Source organism: Lutibacter citreus, assembly GCF_003260195.1.
GTDB lineage: Bacteria > Bacteroidota > Bacteroidia > Flavobacteriales > Flavobacteriaceae > Lutibacter > Lutibacter citreus.
The window spans coordinates 258,961-278,847 of the sequence record NZ_QEIH01000006.1 but is presented as its reverse complement, the minus strand read 5'-3'; the positions used below and the strand labels follow the sequence as shown (position 1 = coordinate 278,847).

13 protein-coding genes and 1 tRNA gene are annotated in these 19,887 nt (G+C 29.3%); 5 read left to right on the top strand and 9 right to left on the bottom strand.

The genetic code is table 11. The features are described from left to right. Positions 1-44: 44 nt before the first annotated feature. From tsf to DAD81_RS14015, 6 genes are all read right to left on the bottom strand, one after another. Entirely contained in the window at positions 45-1,010 is a 966-nt protein-coding gene (tsf, locus tag DAD81_RS14040) for a translation elongation factor Ts (protein ID WP_111708910.1), read from the bottom strand. A 47-nt stretch (positions 1,011-1,057) separates the two neighbouring features. Beyond that, positions 1,058-1,816, bottom strand: a complete 759-nt coding sequence (rpsB, locus tag DAD81_RS14035) for a 30S ribosomal protein S2 (protein ID WP_111708909.1) — start codon at positions 1,814-1,816, stop codon at positions 1,058-1,060. Between the two features lie 172 nt (positions 1,817-1,988). Continuing rightward, positions 1,989-2,375 (bottom strand): 30S ribosomal protein S9, encoded by a 387-nt coding sequence (gene rpsI / locus DAD81_RS14030; protein WP_111708908.1) that lies wholly within the window; start codon positions 2,373-2,375, stop codon positions 1,989-1,991. Between the two features lie 2 nt (positions 2,376-2,377). Continuing rightward, complete coding sequence (rplM, locus tag DAD81_RS14025) at positions 2,378-2,836, bottom strand: 50S ribosomal protein L13 (protein WP_111708907.1); 459 nt, start codon at positions 2,834-2,836, stop codon at positions 2,378-2,380. A gap of 208 nt (positions 2,837-3,044) precedes the next feature. Further along, positions 3,045-5,870, bottom strand: coding sequence for a DNA polymerase I (gene polA, locus DAD81_RS14020; RefSeq protein ID WP_111708906.1), 2,826 nt, complete (start codon positions 5,868-5,870; stop codon positions 3,045-3,047). A gap of 156 nt (positions 5,871-6,026) precedes the next feature. Beyond that, positions 6,027-6,731, bottom strand: coding sequence for a T9SS type A sorting domain-containing protein (locus DAD81_RS14015; RefSeq protein ID WP_111708905.1), 705 nt, complete (start codon positions 6,729-6,731; stop codon positions 6,027-6,029). Positions 6,732-7,016: 285 nt separating this feature from the next. On the opposite strand from DAD81_RS14015, the gene DAD81_RS14010 reads away from it, so the two are divergent. Beyond that, positions 7,017-8,504, top strand: a complete 1,488-nt coding sequence (locus DAD81_RS14010) for a cell wall anchor protein (RefSeq protein ID WP_111708904.1) — start codon at positions 7,017-7,019, stop codon at positions 8,502-8,504. A gap of 126 nt (positions 8,505-8,630) precedes the next feature. On the opposite strand, the gene DAD81_RS14005 is transcribed toward DAD81_RS14010, so the two are convergent. Next, positions 8,631-9,398 (bottom strand): hypothetical protein, encoded by a 768-nt coding sequence (locus DAD81_RS14005; protein ID WP_111708903.1) that lies wholly within the window; start codon positions 9,396-9,398, stop codon positions 8,631-8,633. 177 nt (positions 9,399-9,575) lie between these two features. Between DAD81_RS14005 and DAD81_RS14000 the strand changes: the two genes are divergently transcribed. Both DAD81_RS14000 and DAD81_RS13995 read left to right on the top strand, forming a co-directional pair. Beyond that, the gene (locus DAD81_RS14000; RefSeq protein WP_111708902.1) at positions 9,576-10,787 is read left to right on the top strand and encodes a metallophosphoesterase; all 1,212 of its coding nucleotides are present in this window, start codon (positions 9,576-9,578) and stop codon (positions 10,785-10,787) included. 86 nt (positions 10,788-10,873) lie between these two features. After that, positions 10,874-11,170 (top strand): thioredoxin family protein, encoded by a 297-nt coding sequence (locus DAD81_RS13995; RefSeq protein WP_111708901.1) that lies wholly within the window; start codon positions 10,874-10,876, stop codon positions 11,168-11,170. 6 nt (positions 11,171-11,176) lie between these two features. On the opposite strand, the gene DAD81_RS13990 is transcribed toward DAD81_RS13995, so the two are convergent. Together DAD81_RS13990 and DAD81_RS13985 are read right to left on the bottom strand one after the other, a co-directional pair. Further along, positions 11,177-11,806, bottom strand: a complete 630-nt coding sequence (locus DAD81_RS13990; RefSeq protein ID WP_111708900.1) for a polysaccharide deacetylase family protein — start codon at positions 11,804-11,806, stop codon at positions 11,177-11,179. Beyond that, positions 11,806-14,907 carry a glycosyltransferase family 117 protein gene (locus DAD81_RS13985; RefSeq protein WP_111708899.1) on the bottom strand — a complete coding sequence of 1,034 codons (3,102 nt, stop codon included), beginning with the start codon at positions 14,905-14,907 and terminating at the stop codon, positions 11,806-11,808. Before DAD81_RS13985 ends, DAD81_RS13990 begins: the two co-directional genes overlap by 1 nt. Before the next feature lie 173 nt (positions 14,908-15,080). Here DAD81_RS13985 and DAD81_RS13980 point away from each other — a divergent pair. Both DAD81_RS13980 and DAD81_RS13975 read left to right on the top strand, forming a co-directional pair. Beyond that, positions 15,081-15,151: transfer RNA gene (locus DAD81_RS13980), tRNA-Gln, on the top strand. Between the two features lie 505 nt (positions 15,152-15,656). Further along, positions 15,657-19,787: a hybrid sensor histidine kinase/response regulator transcription factor gene (locus DAD81_RS13975; RefSeq protein ID WP_111708898.1), complete on the top strand. Its 4,131-nt coding sequence runs from the start codon at positions 15,657-15,659 to the stop codon at positions 19,785-19,787. Positions 19,788-19,887 lie beyond the last annotated feature (100 nt).

The window sequence follows — 19,887 nt, the reverse complement described above, 5'->3', positions numbered from 1 at the left end:
CTCGCAATTTGCGAGGCTTTTAATATATAATTTCAAGTACTTTATTAAGCTAAAGAAACTCTTTTAAATCCTGTTACAGAAACACCAATAGTGCTTACGTACTCAGCAACGGTTTTTTTCTCGTCTTTAATAAAGTTTTGATCTAGTAAACATTGTTCTTGATCTAAAGTAGTATTATCAGAAATAAATCTTTCTAATTTACCAGGAAGAATTCTATCCCAAATTGCTTCTGGTTTCCCTTCAGCTTTAAGTTCTTCTTGTAATTTTACTTTAGTAGCTTCAATTACTTCATCAGATAATTGAGATCTAGAAATAAATGTAGGAATATTTTTTAATGTTTTTCCTAATCTTCCTAATTCAATATTATCTTTTTCAATAACAGCAATTCTAGCTTCAGTTTCTGAAGCAACAAATTCAGGATCAAAATCTTTGTAAGATAATATAGAAGCTCCCATTGCAGCAGCTTGCATTGATACATCTTTAGCAACTACATCAGCACCATCAACGTTATCAGATAAAGCAGCAACAGCAGCAATTTTGTTTCCAGCGTGAATGTAAGAACCTACAAAACCACCTTCAACAACTTCAAAACCACCAATTTCTAATTTTTCACCAATTACACCAGTTTGCTCAATTAATTTTTCAGCAACTGTCATTCCTCCAAAATCAGCAGCTAAAAACTCTTCTTTTGAATTAGTGTTAAGTGCAATAGTAGCAAATTCGTGAGCCAAAGCAACAAAAGCATCATTTTTAGCAACAAAATCAGTTTCACAGTTTAATGAAATGATTGCGCCTTTAGTGTTATCAGCATTTACTTTAGCTATAACAGCACCTTCTGAAGAATCTCTATCAGCTCTTTTTGCAGCAACTTTTTGTCCTTTTTTACGTAAAATTTCAATTGCTTTGTCAAAATCTCCTTCTGCTTCAACAAGTGCATTTTTACAGTCCATCATACCAGCTCCGGTAGATTTTCTTAATTTATTTACTTCTTGGGCCGTAATTTTTGCCATTTTATAAATCTTTTTTGTTGAACTAGGGTTCAACTATTTTACAATAATTATTTTTTTACTTCAGTTTTTACTTCAGTTTTCGCTTCAGCTTTTGCTTCTGCAACTTTGTCTTTACCAGCTTTTCTTTCAGCTAAACCTTCAGCAACACCATCAATAATAAAACCTAATACTTTTTCAATAGATTTAGAAGCATCATCATTTGCAGGTACAACATAATCAATTCCTCTTGGATCAGAGTTTGTATCGATCATTGCAAAAATTGGAATGTTTAATTTTTTAGCTTCAGCAATAGCAATATGTTCTTTTTTTACATCAACAACAAAAATTGCTCCTGGTAAACGTGTCATATCAGTAATAGAACCTAAATTCTTTTCAAGTTTTTCACGTTGACGGTTAATTTGTAATTTTTCTCTTTTTGAAAGTGCATCAAAAGAACCATCTTGTTTCATTCTATCAATAGTAGCCATTTTTTTAACAGCTTTTCTAATAGTAATAAAGTTTGTTAACATTCCGCCAGGCCATCTTTCAGTAATGAAAGGCATGTTAACACTTTTAGATTTGTCAGAAATAATTTCTTTTGCTTGTTTTTTTGTAGCTACAAAAAGGATTTTTCTACCAGAAATTGCTATTTTCTTTAAAGCTTCAGCAGCTTCTTCAATTTTAGCAGAAGTTTTGTAAAGGTCAATGATATGAACACCATTACGTTCTCCATAAATGTAAGGAGCCATGTTTGGATCCCATTTTCTAGTAAGGTGACCAAAGTGTACACCTGCATCTAATAATTCTTTAATTTCAATATTTGCCATTTGTATTTAGTTTACGTTCCGTTGAGACTTAGCAATAGGGAAGTAGCGATAAAACGATCTTCCCTATTTGGATGCTAAACTTTGTACAGTCATTGACTGATCAACGACAACTTTATTTTTAATTTCAATGAACCACCAAGTAAATTGGTGTACCAATAATTGTATAAAACGATTAACGTTTTGAGAATTGGAATTTTTTTCTTGCTTTCTTTTGACCGAATTTCTTACGTTCAACCATTCTTGGATCTCTTGTAAGTAATCCTTCTGGTTTTAAAATAGTTCTGTGTTCAGGGTCTATTTCAATAAGAACTCTTGAGATAGCTAAACGAATAGCTTCTGCTTGACCAGTAATACCACCTCCAAATACATTTACTTTAATGTCAAATGCTTCTGCATTATCAGTTAAATTTAATGCTTGCATAATTTTATATTGCAAATGTGGTGTAGTAAAGTAATCTTTATATTCTTTTTTGTTTACGGTAATGTTTCCTTTTCCGTCAGAAACATAAACACGAGCAACAGCTGTTTTTCTTCTACCTATTTTGTGAATTGTATCCATAATTATCTAAGGTCGGTGTTTACGTTAATTAATTTAGGTGATTGGGCAGTTTGTTTATGTTCTGCTCCTGCATAAACATATAAGTTTCTGAACAAAGCACTCCCTAAAATGTTTTTAGGTAACATACCTTTAACTGCTTTTTCAATAAGACGTGTTGGGTCTTTTTCAAACATTTCTGTTGCAGTTAATGATCTTTGACCACCTGGATATCCTGTGTGACGAATGTAAGATTTGTCAGTCCACTTTTTACCAGTTAATTTTATTTTCTCTGCGTTGATAACCACTACATTGTCTCCACAATCTACGTGAGGAGTGTAATTTGGCTTGTATTTACCTCTAATTAGCATTGCTACTTTAGAAGCTAGACGACCCAACGTTTGGCCGTCTGCATCAACTAATACCCACTCTTTAGTAACGGTATTTTTGTTAGCTGACACTGTTTTGTAACTTAATTTACTCACAATTAAATTCTTTGTTATAGTTAAACATTTATTTTATCCCTCTAAAAAGGGAGTGCAAATGTACAATTATTATTTATATAATAAACAGTAAGTTACAGTTATTTATAATTGAATTTAATAGAGACGTTTTATGTTATATGCTTAGTATAATATATTACTTAAAGTAATGATTAAAAATGGATTAACTTAAATTTTGAAATATTTAGTATTAATGTGCTTCCAACCAATTTTTTCCTTCACCTAAATCTACAGTTAATGGAACCGAAAGTTTAAAGGCATTTTCCATTTTTTCTTTTATAATTTGTTTTAATTCGGAAGCTTCATCTTTATGTAAATCAAAAACCAATTCATCATGTACTTGCAGTAACATTTTGGTTTTATAATTTCCTTCAGTTAAAAATTTGTGAATATTAATCATTGCGATTTTTATAATATCAGCTGCACTTCCTTGAATTGGTGCGTTTACAGCATTTCTTTCGTCACCAGCTCTAACAATTGCATTGTGAGAATTGATGTTTTTTAAATTTCGTCTTCTTTTTAAAACAGTTTCTACATAACCATTATCTCGGGCAATATTTACCTGATTAGATATGTATTCGCTTAATTTTGGAAATGTTTTGTAATAATTGTCAATTAATTCCTTTGCTTCTTTTCTTGATTTATTTAATTGTTGCGCTAATGTAAACGCTCCTTGGCCATAAATAATACCAAAGTTTACAGCTTTAGCTTCGCCACGTTGAGTTCTGGTTACTTCACTAAGTTCAATTCCAAATATTTTTGCTGCTGTGGCCGCGTGTATATCTTCTCCATTTTTAAATGATTGAATCATACTTTCATCTTCACTTAAGGCTGCAATTATTCTAAGTTCAATTTGCGAGTAATCTGCTGCTATTAAAGTGTAATTATTATCTCTTGGAACAAATGCTTTTCTAACCTGTCTGCCTCGTTCTGTTCTAATAGGGATATTTTGAAGGTTGGGATTGTTAGAGCTTAACCTTCCTGTTGAAGCTACTGCTTGGCTATAAGTTGTATGCACTCTACCTGTTGTTTTGTTTACCTCTTTTGGTAATGCATCAATATAGGTGTTTTTTAATTTTACCAAACCTCTCCATTCTAAAATTTCTTGAACAATAGTATGTTTTGAAGCTAATTTAGATAGGATTTCTTCTCCTGTTGCATATTGGCCCGTTTTTGTTTTTTTAGGTTTTTCAACAAGTTTTAAATGGTCAAAAAGTACGTCGCCTAATTGTTTTGGAGATGCTAAATTAAATTCTATTCCTGCTTCAGCATAAATTGTACTTTCTAATTTGTTAATGTCTTCTGTTAATTTTTCTGATAATGAATTTAAAAATGATTCATCTAATTTAATTCCTTCTAATTCCATTGATGCTAAAACCCTTAATACAGGAATTTCAATGTCATTATATAAACTAGTAAGATTTAATTTTTCCAAATCATTTTCAAAAAGTTCTTTTAATTGAAAAGTAATATCTGAGATTTCAACCGCATATTGTGTTTGTTTTTCAAGAGTAATATCTTGAATTAAAAGTTGATTTTTACCATTTTTACCAATAAGGTCAGTTAATTGTTTTGGTTGGTAATTTAAATAAGTTTCAGAAAGTACATTTAAATCATGACGCATATCGGGTTGTATTAGGTAATGAGCCAATTGCGTATCAAATAATTTTCCTTTTAATTGTATATTGTTTTTGTGTAAAACTTTAATTGCATATTTTAAATCTTGACCTATTTTTTCAATTTTTTCATTTTCGAAAAAATCTTTAAGTAGGTTTAAATTATCATTTTCTTCATTGCTGAAAATTGGAATATAATGTCCTTTTCCTTTTTCATATGAAAATGAAATTCCAATAATTTGAGACTCAAAACTATTGTTACCAATAGTTTCAATATGAAATGCAACTGAAGTTTTTTCTTGTAGCTTTTTTAAAAATAGTTTTTTTGACAGTGAAGTATTCACATATTGATAAAAATGACTGGTATTATCATTTGAAAGATATCCCGAGGGTGTTTCAGTAGTTTCTTCGTTTGGTGTTGAAAATAAATCGAATTGTTGAGTTGGTGTAGCAGTTGAGTTTTGAGTAGTTGGTTCTGCTATTTTCTCTATTACTTCTTGTCCGTAAGCTGGAAAAGATTTAAATATTGATGGTAATCTTTCAGCAATTCTTCTGAACTCTAATTCCTTAAATATTTCATTGGTTTTTTCGGTATTTGGATGATTTAATAAATAATCATCTTCATGAAATTGAACAGGGCAATCTAATATTATTGTTGCCAATTCTTTAGAAAGTAAACCAAGTTCTTTGTTGGCTTCAACTTTTTCTTTCATTTTACCTTTTAGCTCATGAGTGTTTGCTAATAGGTTTTCCATACTTCCATATTGTTTTAGAAACTTTTTAGCAGTTTTGTCTCCAACACCAGGAAGTCCGGGTATATTATCAACAGCATCCCCCATCATTCCTAAATAGTCAATAACTTGTTCAGGTCTTTCAACCTCAAATCTTTTTTGAACTTCAGGAATTCCCCAAATTTCAATACCATTTCCCATTCGGGCTGGTTTATACATAAAAATATTTTCCGATACCAATTGCGCAAAATCCTTATCTGGAGTAACCATATATGTTTCAAAACCTGCTTTTTCTGCTTGTTTAGACAGGGTTCCAATTAAATCATCTGCTTCAAAACCTTCTTTTTCAATAATTGGAATATGCATAGCTTCCAAAATTTTATGAATGTAAGGAACTGCAATTTTTATGGCTTCGGGAGTTTCTTGTCGGTTAGATTTGTATTCGGGAAAAGCTTCATTTCTACTGTGTGAACCACCTTTATCGAAAGCAACCGCTAAATGATCAGGTTTTTCTCGTTTAATTACTTCTAATAAGGAATTTGTAAATCCTAAAATAGCGGAAGTATCCATTCCTTTTGAGTTAATTCGAGGGTTTTTAATAAGTGCGTAATAACCACGAAATATTAAGGCGAAGGCATCTAATAAGAAAAGGCGTTTTTTTGAAGACATTGCTAGTTAAATTGAAATTTTTAATTTGAGTAAAAGTAATAAAATCAATTTTAACAATGCATTAAAGCATGTCTTTTACAAATTTATATATAAAATAAATTTATGGAATTATAAAGTAATATTTTTAAGTTGTGGGTAATCGTATTTTTATAAATATTAAATTTTTACAATTTGGTAAGAATTTAAAGCGCTAGTTGAAAGGTCTTTTATTATAAAAAAATATGAACCTCTTGCTAGTTGAGAAATATCTATTGATTTTTCTTGTGTTTGTAAAATCATTTGTCCAATAGTATCATAAACCTTAATTTCAATATCTAGTTTTGTATTTATATTAACCATAGAGACTGCAGGGTTAGGGTAAACTTGCAAATCTAATGTAGCAAAATCTTTAATAGCTAATGTAGCGCTAGGAGAACTTGCAGTTACAGTTGAGAAATTCACAAGAGATCCAAATGTAAAAGCTAGTGTGTTATCCGTAGTGTTAAGTGTACCTGAATATGGATTCCAAGCACCTAAATCGTTTTTAACTTGTAGAACAAGGTCGCCTTCTGTTAGGCCATTTAATTCTGTATCTTCATAAAATAACACAAGTTCTCCTTTAAAACCTGATATAAAATTATCAAAGGTAAAAACCCTTTCAATAGTTTCAGCTGATAAAGCTGTGGATGTTTTTGTAATTGCGTTTACTCCATTAATTGTAAGATCTTCTGTAGGGGTTAATCCTAAGCCGTTTACATAGAAGGTTGTTCCGTTTTTTATTGTGATAGATTCAGAGCTTGCAATGCTTAAATCTTGCCCATAGCAAAAAGATGTAAGTATAAAAGCAACAAAAAAGATTGAGTTTTTTATTTGGGGAGTCATATTATTTGGGGTTTAAATTTTATTATAATTATAAGGGGTACATACAAATTATAAAAGTTCAAAGGTATGAAAACAATTTGAATATACGATTTCATAATTGTTTGTGACTCAAATATTTATGAAATATGCAAAATATATATGTTAGATTATATAATTTTTGAGAATTCCTAAAAAATAGTGGTTTTTATATTTAAATATTGCTTTAATAAAAAATAATGTATTATGTTTAGCGCAAATCAACCCTAGTAAAACCCTGAAATTTAATTAATTAAAACAAAAAGACTTATGAAATCAAAAAAAATATTATCAATAGCTATGCTATTGGTGTTTTTTAACTTGAGTATATTTTCTCAAGTAGGAATAGGAACTACAAGCCCCCATGGATCCTCTGTTTTAGATTTGACCTCAACTACACAAGGTGTTTTAACACCAAGAATGACAAGTACTCAACGAACAGGTATTTCTAGTCCAGCAAAAGGTTTGCTTGTTTTTGATACTATTGAGGATTCATTTTATTACTTTAATGGTAGTGTATGGGTGAAATTAGAAGGAGCTATTCAAAGAGATAATTATAAACTAGTTAAAAGTGTTGCGGATTTGGCTGATGAGTTATCAAATGGAGGTGATTCTAAATATCTACTATCAGATAGTTTTACTTATGAAATTAATGGTGATATTACTTTTGATAAACCTATAGAATTAAATGGTGCTAATATTATTGGTAGAGATACGGGAGAAGATATTTTGAGAAATGGGTCAGGATCAACTTTTTTTATTGGTGCAAAAGGAGCACGTTTTAAAGATCTTGTGATTGAAGGTGGAGGTGAGCAAGTTTTTAATATTACAGGTGGTGCTGGAGCTGGCAGTGTTGCAGCATATAGCGTTCTAGTAAAAAATGCTTCTTCGCTTGGAATAATTTCTGATTTGTTTTCAGTCTTTTTTGAAGTATTACAAGTTACAAGTAGTAATAATGGTTTTGATGTTTCTAATATTACTTCTTTTTTTATGGATAAAATATTTTGGACAGGTAGTAATTCAGGAACTTTTTTAAAGCTATCTGGAACGTTTGGAAATTTACAAATTGCTAATGGAAGGGTAGTTGCTGATACTGGAGAAACAGGGGTGGATGTGAGTGCAAACCCAACAATTACAGTTTCTGCATCCTTGTCTGAAGTTAGCTTTTCAGGTGTTGGTACTAGAGTTGCGGGGTATGCACCCGAAATTTATGCTGGATATAAATTTAATGATAAATGGGAGGTTGAGTGCCCGGGAATACTTACAGAAAAAGACGATGTTGCAATTGGTGATATTAATTTAAACGGGTCTGTTGGTTCTGGAACTCCAACAACATTTTCAATTAATGATACAGGGACTAGTAGTCGTACAAAATTGTCAGGTAATACAAATTCAACTAATTTGTTTAGATTTTCAGCAGTGGGAGAAAATAGACTTGTTTATAATGGTGAAAAAAAGAGGTATTTCAATATTAATACAAGTTTGTCATTTCAGGGTAATTTACTTGATGATTTATTTATATTTTATATAGCAAAAGGAAATAATGGAGATACAAATGCAACCGTAGTTGAAAGTACCCGAGTGTATAGAGAGGTCGGAGCAAATTTTGATGTAGGAGCTTTAGCTATTGTTGGTTCTGTAGAGCTAGAAGAAGGTGATTTTATTGAAGTGTGGGTTGAAAAATATAGAGATGGAGACGGAAATGGTGGTACTAACGGAAGAGTATTGACAGTTTCACTTAATTTGGTAATAAATTAATAAAAAATGCCTCGATTTTTCGAGGTATTTTTTATTTTAATAGGGAAATATTTCTATTTTAAAATCTTGATGATTGGAATTTTTTGTTAAAACAAATAGTCTTTTACTAGTTTAAAAATCTTTATACTATTTATTGGGTTCTATACATAAGGTTCTAGATTGCTCAACAGTTAAACTATTTGATGTATTTGCAACACTCCATTTAGCTGTTATAGTTGTGTCTTCCTCTAATTTAGTATTTATAGGGTTTACTAAAGTACTTCCACCTACAGGTTTTTCTCCTGCTACTTCTAAAAATGAATTTATTTGTATTGATCCGTTAGTTCCTATGCTTCGGCAAGTTGCTATTATTGTAAGTACAAAAGGAGTATTAGAAGAGATACCTTTAAGGTCTTCTGTTTCTAAGGTATGTATTGTTGTACCTGCATATTTAACGCGAAAGGTTAAATTACCATTATTGCTTTTCTGTTCAATAATTCCTCTTATTACTGTCTCTTCTGATTTTCCAACTTCAAGATAATTAGGACCATGCTGAACAATTGCAAGTGGAGGGGAGGTTTCAGAGGTGGTATTTATTAAATCTGTAGTTTCTATTCTAACATCTTCACTCATAGCAATACCTCTACGTTTTAAAAATTGAGAGAATTGAAGAGAGTGACCAACATACTCCATAGTACCTTCTTCAATTGTTGTTAGTGGGCTTACTTGTGTTGTGAATTTTAAGGGGGCCGTTCCTGTAGTTGTTGTGCCTGCTTTTAAATGTAGTACAGCAGTTGGAGATGTTTCTCCAATACCAACTTGTGAAAATGCACTAAAAGTGGTTAAAAATAAAAAAGAATACACTAAAATGAGTGAAGAGGGGTGATAATTTTTTTTAATAACGGTTAATTTCATGATAATTTTTTTAGGGGTTAAGTATTTATTAATTCGCAAACATACAATTTAAAATATGATAAATGTTAGCAAATAGATTTTTCACAAAGTTAAATTGCTAAGTAACAAGTGTTAAATACCTCATAATTTTAAAATACAATTCTATAAGAATCATAAAATAAAGTTAGATTTGTTTTTATGGTTAGATGGTTCATTTTTATAGTAATTGTACTTTTTATAGATTTTTATGCTTTTCAAAGTATAAAAACAATTACAAGAAATAAAATTGTGTTTATTAGTTATTGGTTAGTTTCTATAGTAGTAATAGCTAATGTAATTTATAGTATTAATTCTATTGGAGAATCCAAAGGGTTAAGCCAGCAAGTAATGCTTGCGTTTGGGTTATTAATTTTAGTGTTAACACCAAAAATAGTTGCACTTTTAGTATTATTTGGTGAAGATATTTTTAGAGTTTTTAAAACCGGATTTAATTATTTTGGAATCTCTAAAACATCTGAATTTTTTCCTGAAAGAAGATCGTTTGTAAGCAAACTAGCTTTAGGTTTGGCGGCAATACCATTCAGTTCTGTTTTATATGGAATGGTAAAAGGAAAATACAATTACCAAGTAATTAAACATACGCTATACTTTAATGATTTGCCAACAGCTTTTGATGGTTATAAATTAACGCACCTTTCAGACATACATAGTGGTAGTTTTGATGATGAGGCTAAAATAAGTCTTGGTATAGATTTAATTAATGAGCAAGAATCTGATGTGATTTTATTTACAGGGGATATTGTAAATAATACTGCCGATGAAATGGTTCCTTGGATTCCTCTTTTTAGTAAACTTAAATCAAAAGATGGGAAGTTTTCAGTTTTAGGAAATCACGATTATGGAGAATATGTTAGTTGGAAAACCATAGAAGAAAAGGAACAAAATTTTAAATTAATAAAGGATATTCACCCAAAAATAGGTTTTAATTTATTATTAAATGATAGCATTTATTTAGAAAAAGGGGCAGATAAAATTGCATTAATAGGTGTTGAAAATTGGGGTACACGATTTAAAAAAGCAGGAGATTTACAATTAGCTTCATCAAAAATAGATAAAAATGATTTTAAAATTTTAATGAGCCACGACCCTTCTCATTGGGAGCAGGAGGTTAAAAACCACTCAAATAATTACCACTTAACTTTAAGTGGGCATACGCACGGAATGCAGTTTGGAATAGAAATTCCAGGGATAAAATGGAGTCCTGTACAATATATTTATAAATATTGGGCAGGAATTTACAATGAGTTTGGGCGGTATATAAATGTGAACCGAGGTTTTGGTTTTTTAGCTTTTCCAGGAAGGGTAGGAATTTGGCCTGAAATTACAGTAATTACTTTGAAAAAGAAGTAATTATAGTTTTTTAAATTAAAATGTTACATTTGTATATAAGCAACTTTAGTTATTTTGAAGCTGAAGAGAAAAAAAATTAAAAATTCATGACAAAATTTGGAGAATTAATTGGCTCTGAGATTCCTGTTTTAATCGATTTTTATACAGAGTGGGAAGACGGTACAGATAGTTTACATTCTATATTGCGTGATGTTGCTGCAGCATTAGGAGATAGTGCTAAAGTGATTAAGATTGATATTGAAAAGAATGAAATGTTGGCAAATGCATTACGAATCAAGGGAAATCCAACATTTATTATCTATAAGGATGGTGAAATGAAATGGAGGCAGTCTGGAGAGCAAGATGCTAATTCACTAATTAGTTTAGTGCAACAATACGTTTAAAAAAGGTTAATTTATACTTTTAAAACTGTAGCCCTTGGCTGTGTAATATTCTAATATTTTAGGCAACGTATATTGTAAATTGGTGCTTGCTTTTATACTATCATGAAAAACAACAATACTTCCGTTTTTTGTGTTTTTAACAACGTTTTCCAAACATTTTTTAGGAGTTATAGTTTGGTCAAAATCTGCGCTTAATACATCCCACATAATTATCTTATAATCTTGTTTCCTAATGTTTCTTGCTTGTTTTAGAGTTAATTTACCATAAGGAGGTCTAAACAGATTTGAACTATTGTGAGATAAAGTTGTATCCGCTTTTTGAAAATTAGTTAAATACTCTTTTTTTGAATTTTTAAAGCCATTTAAATGATTATTGGTATGGTTTCCAATAGCATGTTTGTTTTCAGTTAATCTTTTAAAGATTTCAGGATGGTTCACTACATTTTTACCAATACAGAAAAAGGTTGCTTTTGCATTAAACTTGTTGAGCTCATTTAATGTCCAATCTGTAATTTCAGGAGTTGGACCATCATCAAAAGTTAGGTATATTGTTTTTTCTTTTTTATTAAAACTCCAAAACCATTTATTGAAAATGATTTTAACAAGTTTTGGAGTTTTAATAAAGTAAGGTTTCATTATTGAGCTGTTTCTTTATTAGGCATTAAAAAGTCGAATAGTTTTAAAAATACAACATATTCATCTTTAATTTTATTACCATATTCTTCATCGTCCTCAAATTTAACTGAAGATCTGACCAATTGATCATACATTAAAAATGTTCTCTCAATTTCATCAAATACAGTATCAATATTATTTTCATCATATTGGCTGTAATATGTTAATCTTTCTTGAAAAATTATTTTTAATTCAGCAACTAATTTTCTTGCTTTTTCCGGCTTATTTAAACCGTAGTATAAGTCTATATAAGAAATTAACATGCTATAGTGTCCAAATTTATTAACGGGCATTTTTTCTAGAGATATATCAAGAATTTCTTCAGCTTTGTCAAACTTTTTCTCTTTCATTAACTCTCTTGCTAAACGTTCCATATTGTTCCTGTAGGTCACTGAGTTTTTTCGGGTTTCAACATCTAAATAGATGTTGTCATCTGTAATATTTCGCCAATCCCAATTTTTAACATTTTCATACATAATGTCTGTGTTAATTCTACCCATTTCAAAAAAGTTACCTTTATTTGGAGTATGAATTGGAACCAATTTATAGGTCATTGCATCTAATTGTAGATAATCTTTTAGCCAAATATATTCTTCATCTGCTTGAGCTCCACCTGTAAAATAGATTGGTTGCTTCCAGTTATTATTTGCTAAAATATCTAGCATTAAAATTCTATTTTTTGTTAATGCTCCTTCAAATTTAATATCAATATAAGGAACAATTAAATCTGCATCTTTTTGGGCTACAATACCATTTTTTAAAACAGTTTCTTTGTTTACCGGAATTCTAATTTTATTTGCAGGGAGCACTTTTTCTTTAATTCCATCATCATCTAAATCATAATAAGTGATGTCTTTATCGCTTGCAACCCATTTCATGAAATAATCAATACTAACAACAGAATCTTTTAATTGAGGGAATAATTCTGGAAAATAATAAGCCACATCTAAAGTTCCCCATTTATATTTGTCATGAGTTAATTGAGAAGGGATAGGATCAGCCTTATAGGTTTTCCGTTTCATTTGGTCTATATACCAATCGGTTTGAAATAAACTAGTATTTACAAGCTTCATATCAGTTCGGTAATTTTCAACCTCTTGCATATACCATAAAGGAAAAGTATCGTTATCACCAATGGTAAATAATATTGCGTTCTCATCACAAGAATCTAAATAAGCTTTTGCATTTAAATGAGATGTATATCTATTAGATCTGTCATGGTCATCCCAATTTTGTGACGCCATTAAAGTAGGAACGGCTAACAATGAAATAACTGAAACAGCTATTGCAACCGTGTTTTTATTGGCAAATTCTTTTAGTTTTTCAAATATAGCTAATACTCCAAACCCTATCCAAATTGCAAAAATATAGAAGGAGCCTACTACTGCATAATCTCGTTCACGTGGTTCAAATGGTTTTGGATTTGTGTAAAAAATAATGGCTAAACCTGTAAAAGCAAAGAATAATAGTAATACGTAAAAGTCATTTTTATCTTTTTTAAGATGAAAAAAGAACCCAATAAGACCTAGTATTAATGGAAGGAAATAATAAGTATTTCTTCCTTTATTATTTTTAACTTCAGAAGGTAATTTAGATTGCGGACCTAAATGTATTTCATCAATAAAGTTAATTCCACTTATCCAATTTCCATTTTGTAAATCTAACTGACCTTGTTCATCATTTTGTCTTCCTACAAAATTCCATAAAAAATATCTTCCATACATATACCCAAATTGAAAATCAAGCATAAATTTGATGTTTTCAATAAATGTTGGTCTTCTTTTACTGTTTTGAGGAATTCCGGCAATAGCTTTGTAATTTTTAACTACTGAAGCGCTAGGGTTTACCATTCTAGGAATAAAACCTTTGTGTTTGTCACTGTAATTTGGAAGTGCATCTTTGTAATGATTAACAATAACATACTTACCTAGTTTTTCGTTTTTTTCGTACTTCGGTTTGTCGTCTTTTGTTGGGTTGTTTTCATCAATATCTCTATTAAAAACAACTGAGTAATAGGTGTCGTAAAATACGTTTGCATCACCATATTGTTCACGATCATAGTAGGCTAATAATTCTCGCGCACTTGACGGATTATTTTCATTTATGGTAGTATCTGCATTTGCTCTAATAGGCAACATTAGCCAAGATGAAAAACCTATCATTATAAATAATATAGATAGAATTAATGTATTAGCTTCTACTTTATTTTTTTTGTGGGTATAATTTAATCCAAAATAAAAAACAGCAATTAACAATATTCCTGCAATAATAGTTCCAGAATTAAAGGGCAATCCTATTGAATTTACAAAGAACAATTCTAAGGCGCTAAAGTATTTTAAAGTATAAGGAAATAGCATTTTAAATACAAAAACAAGGACTAAAATTGAAGCAATATTTGCTAAAATAAATTGTTTTGGATTTAAGTTTTTATATTTTTTATAGATGTATAAAAATACAATTGAAGGAATTACTAAAAGAGAGAGTATGTGAACACCAAAGGATAAACCAACTACAAAACTTATTAATAATAACCATTTATCGCCATTTGGTTTTCCTATTTGAGCTTCCCATCGTAAGCCTAGCCAAAATAATAGAGCCATTAAAAAAGAAGACATTGCGTATACTTCACCTTCAACTGCACTAAACCAAAAACTATCTGAAAATGTGTAACTTAATGCTCCTACTACACCACTTCCTAAAACAGCAATAGATGAACTTGACGAAATTTCGTTAGACTTATTCACTAATTTTCTCCCAAGAATTGTAATTGTCCAGAACATAAATAAAATGGTAAAAGCACTTGCTAAAGCAGACATAAAGTTTACCATTTTTGCTATTTCGGTTACTTCACTTGTAAACATGGCAAAAAATGCACCTAACATTTGAAATAGAGGAGCTCCTGGTGGGTGCCCTACCTCTAATTTTACTGCAGTAGAAATATATTCTCCACAATCCCAATAACTAACTGTTGGTTCTAAAGTAAGGGTGTAGGTTATTAATGCAATAGCAAATGTACCCCATCCAAGAATGGTGTTCCATTTAGTAAAATTGAATGAATTCATATGGTTTATTTTGTACGTGGCGAATTTAATAAAATTAAACGTAATTATTGAAAATAAGCTTTGTACTATTAGTTAATAATGTACTAAAACTCTATGTTTTAAAAAAAAGTTGAAAAAAAAGTTGAAATTTATTTGCAGAATTCAAACTTTCCACTAAATTTGCACCCGCAAAATGACCTATGGTGTAATGGTAGCACTCCGGTTTTTGGTATCGTCAGTCAAGGTTCGAGTCCTTGTAGGTCAACTGCTATATTCCACAATTCTTTTCTTAAGGATTGTGGTTTTTTTATGTCTTAAATTTAAATATATTTTAAGTTTAGATATTTCTATTCATATGTGAATAAAATAAATCAGAAGATTAATTGAAACTGTTTTTTGAAATAAAAAAACCCACATCGTTGAGAGGTGGGTAAATTGCTATGAAAAAGATTGTGGGAAAAATAACCCACAACTAGGGTCAAAGATACTAGATTATTTAATTAAAAATAAATATTTCTTTTAATAATTTTCAAGGTCCTATTTTTTTTTAGTTAAATTTAATAGTTTCATATTTTATTTAAATTTGATTCTATTTTATTAATGGGTAATTTAATAGAGCTATTATTATGTATTGCTTTAAAGACCTAGTATTCTTCACTATATTTAATATAAGTGACCCTAAATATTAACTTTAAATTAATTACTTTTGTTTCTCTCAGTATTTTATTCAATTTCAGCAAAATTATGTTGTTTTAAGGTTAAGTTTATTTATGTTAAAATTAGCATTTAAGTTATTTTTCATACTAGTGTTTTCAGTCTCTAGCTTGTTTTCTCAAGAAAAAGAATTGAAGTATTCAAATCAACTTTCTATTTATGAAGGTTTAGCTCATAATGGGGTTACTTCAATTTTAGAAGATTCAAAAGGTTATTTGTGGTTTGGAACATATGATGGGTTAAACAAATATGATGGTTATACTCTTAAGACTTATAAAAATACAATTGATGAAAAAATACTGGTTAGTAATAGAGTTAGAGCAATAAATGAGGATACTAAAGGTAACTTATGGATTGGTACAGATCGTGGAATTACTATTTACGATTACAAAACTGAGAAATTCAAAAATATATATTCAAATAATTTATTAAATAAGGGTGTAAATGGACCAATAATTAGAAAAATAATTATTGATGAGCATAATGAATTAATTTTATGTGCAACAGAAGATAATGGGGTAATGGTTTTTGATGAAAATTATTCTTTTATTAAGAGTTATACAACATCTGATAAGGCAAATAAGAGAAAGTTTTATAATGGAATTAAACTAGATAATGAAAAATATCTATTTTCTACACAAAGAGGATTAGAATTATTCAATATAAATACTAAGAAATTTCAAAAAATTCTTCACAATAAATTAGATGTTACAGTTCCAACCAATAATATAATTCGCGCAAATAAAAATACAATTCTAGTTACTTTAGAAAAAGGTATTGGAATAATTGTTTATAAACCAAGCGATGATACTTTTAGACTAAAAAATATTGACTTAAAAGAATTTAAATTCACAAGTGCTTCTATTGATAAATTAAATAATCTTTGGCTAGGAACCAACGATGAAGGGGTTATAAAAATAAATAATGTTCAATCTTTTATTAATGGAAGAAATTATGAAAAATCTAGGTTCATATTAAAATCGGGGTTAACAAGAATAAGTTCAATAAATTCTAGAACAAATAGTGGTTGTTGGGTAACCACTTTTAATAAGGGTGTTTTTCAATTTGATGTTGAAGAGAGTGGATTTAAGAGTTATAATACAAGTATGGGGTATAGTGATGCCATACAGTCTAATAATGTTTTAAGTATATCACCAATAGATAAGAATCGATTCTATGTAACGGCAAGTCATGGAGGAATTGGATTATTTAATATTTCAAAAAATAAGTTTGAGCCTCTAGATTTTAAAATACCAAAAGAACATAATAAAAACGTAAATAATGCTTTTGTTGATTCAAGGAAAAATTTATGGGTTAAAATTTCTGGGTTTGGTTTGTGTAGAATAAAGCATGAAAGTAATAAAATAGAAAAGATTACCGATAATTTTCCTGAAAAATTTAGTGATATTCAACCAAGAACTATTGCCCAAGATAAATATGGAAATATATGGACCGGTAGCATATCTGATATTCATAGAATATCTTTAAATAAAAAAGGAGATGTTCAGAAAATTGAATCTTTTAATGAAAAGCATCCGTTTTTTAAAACTAATAAATTGTCTCTTGTAAGATATGTTTATGCAGATCCTTTATATGATTTTATTTGGATTGGAGATGATTCTGACGGCTTGTATAGGATGGATATTGGTGATGGAAATACTAAATTTGAGAATATAGAAGTTAAACAATATGTAAATGATATAAATAATAAAAAATCATTGTCAAGTAACTTCGTAACCTCAATTATTAGACTACCAAATAAAGAATTATGGTTAGGAACTGAAGGAGGTGGAATTTGTAAAGTTTTAAATGGCGAAACAGAACCAGAGTTTATGCCGTTAACAGAAAAAAATGGTTTATCAAATAACACTGTAAAAAATATACTATACGATCAAGAGAATAATTTATGGGTAGCTACTAATATTGGTTTAAATTTAGTAAATATTAAAGATTTTAGTATAAGAAGGTTTACAAAAGAAGATGGATTGCCTTTTGAAGATTTTTCATATGCGGCAAATTCAGTTGGAAAAAAATCAATGGTTTTTTCTGGTCTAGATGGGTTTTGTTATTTTCAACCAGGAGAAATTTCAAACAAAGAAGCTTTACCTAGGTTAGAGTTTGGAGCATTTAAATTGTTTAATAATGTAATTTCACCTGGAGATACTGTAAACAATAGGGTGCTTTTAAATACAAGTTTAGCTGAAATTGATAATATTGAATTGAAACATAATGAAAATGTATTCTCGGTAGATTTGATTTCCCTTCATTTTTCAAACCCAAAAAATCACAATTTAAAATATAGGTTAGAGCCAATAAATGAAGAATGGATTGAGGTTCCTTCTAATCAAAATACAGTTCATTATAATGGTTTGCCAGCTGGAAAATATGAGCTAAACGTTATGGCTTCAGATGCTGCAGGAAACTGGACACCACCTAAAAAACTTAAAATAACTATTGCTCCTCCATTCTGGAAAACAGGGTTGGCATACTTTTTATATTTTTCATTATTAGCCTTATTAATTTTCATTGCAGTATATGTTATTTTAAAAATTCAAACTTTAAATCATAGGGTTGAAATTGAACAATTAGAAATTGATACGGTAAAGGATTTGAATAAAGCAAAACTTCGATTTTTTTCAAATATTTCTCATGAAATTAAAACGCCATTAACTTTAATTTCTGGTCCTATTTCAATACTAGTAGATAGGTTTAAAAGTAATAGTGATGTAAGCTCAAAACTATCAATTGTTCAAAGACAGGCTAAGAAAATATCGCAATTGGTTGATCAAGTTCATGATTTTCAACGAGCAGATGCCAATTTATTAAAAATGCATTTTTCAAGTTTTAATTTCAATAATTTTATTGAGGAACTTACTTCAGATTTTAAGTTTATGGCTGAAATTGATAAAAAAGAATTTGAAGTAGTAAAAGGAAAATCAAAAATATTTGTATCTGCAGATAAAGATAAATTAGAGAAAATAATTAATAATTTATTGAACAATGCTTTTAAATATACAAAGGCAGGTGATAAAATTCTGCTTCATTTTGAGCGAAATAATAATAATTTAATAATTCATATTAAAGATACAGGTAGAGGTATAGATACAGATGATTTAGAGCATATTTTTGAGAGATTTTATCAATCTCAAAAAAAACATAGTGCATATACCGGCGGATCTGGAATTGGATTGGCGTTTTCTAAAAGATTGGTAGATATGCATTATGGATATATAAATGCAACTAGTAAATTAAATGAAGGAAGTGAGTTTACTGTTGTCTTACCAATAGTAAAAAATTTAATTCTTGAAGATGAAGATGAGGCTGAATTAAAAATATTAACTGCAGAAAAAACATATACACCTAATATTGAAAAAGAGTTTGATAATGATGTAAATATTTCCGGTCTGGATGTGGATAAAGAATTTTTAAATGCTAAAATTTTCTTTGCAGAAGATAATTACGAAATGAGAAATTTTGTTTGTAGTATTCTATCTAACTTTTTTGAAGTAAAATCTTTTGAAAATGGAAAAGAATGTTTAAATGCTTTAGAAAATGAGTGGCCAGATATTATAATTAGTGATGTTTTAATGCCAGAATTAAATGGGTTTGATCTATGTAAACAAATTAAATCAGATATTAAAACAAGTCATATTCCAGTAATTCTATTAACAGCAAGTACATCAATTGAAGATGAGTTATTTGGGTTAAAATATGGTGCAGATTCCTATATAAAGAAACCATTTAATATACAGTATTTAGTTACTAAAACAGAAGCGCTTTTAAAGAGTAGAAAAACACTTAGACAAAGGTTTAAAATTGAATTACCATTATCTTTTGAAAATAATAAAGAAAGCTCTAAAGACGCAAGTTTTTTAGAAAAGCTGTATAATTTAATGGATAAAAACTTGGATAATCAAGAGTTAGATTTAAATAGTTTTGCAAAAGAATTATACCTTAATAGAACTCATTTTTATAAAAAGGTGAAGGCATTAACAGATCAAACTCCATTTGAACTGCTGAAAGCATTTAGGTTAAAAAAAGCAGCTGAATTTTTACGTTATAAGAAATTATCTGTAAATGAAGTTTATATAATGACAGGCTTTAAAAGCCGTACTCATTTTAGTAAATTATTTAAAGAAACCTATAATATTTCTCCGGGGAAATATGCTTCACATGTTGAAGATTAATTGAAGCAGAAGTTAAATAATTTACCCTAAGAAACATTAAATACATTAGTAGCTACAAAGTTTTACCTTTTAGTAATAATTTTACGCTTTAAATAAAATG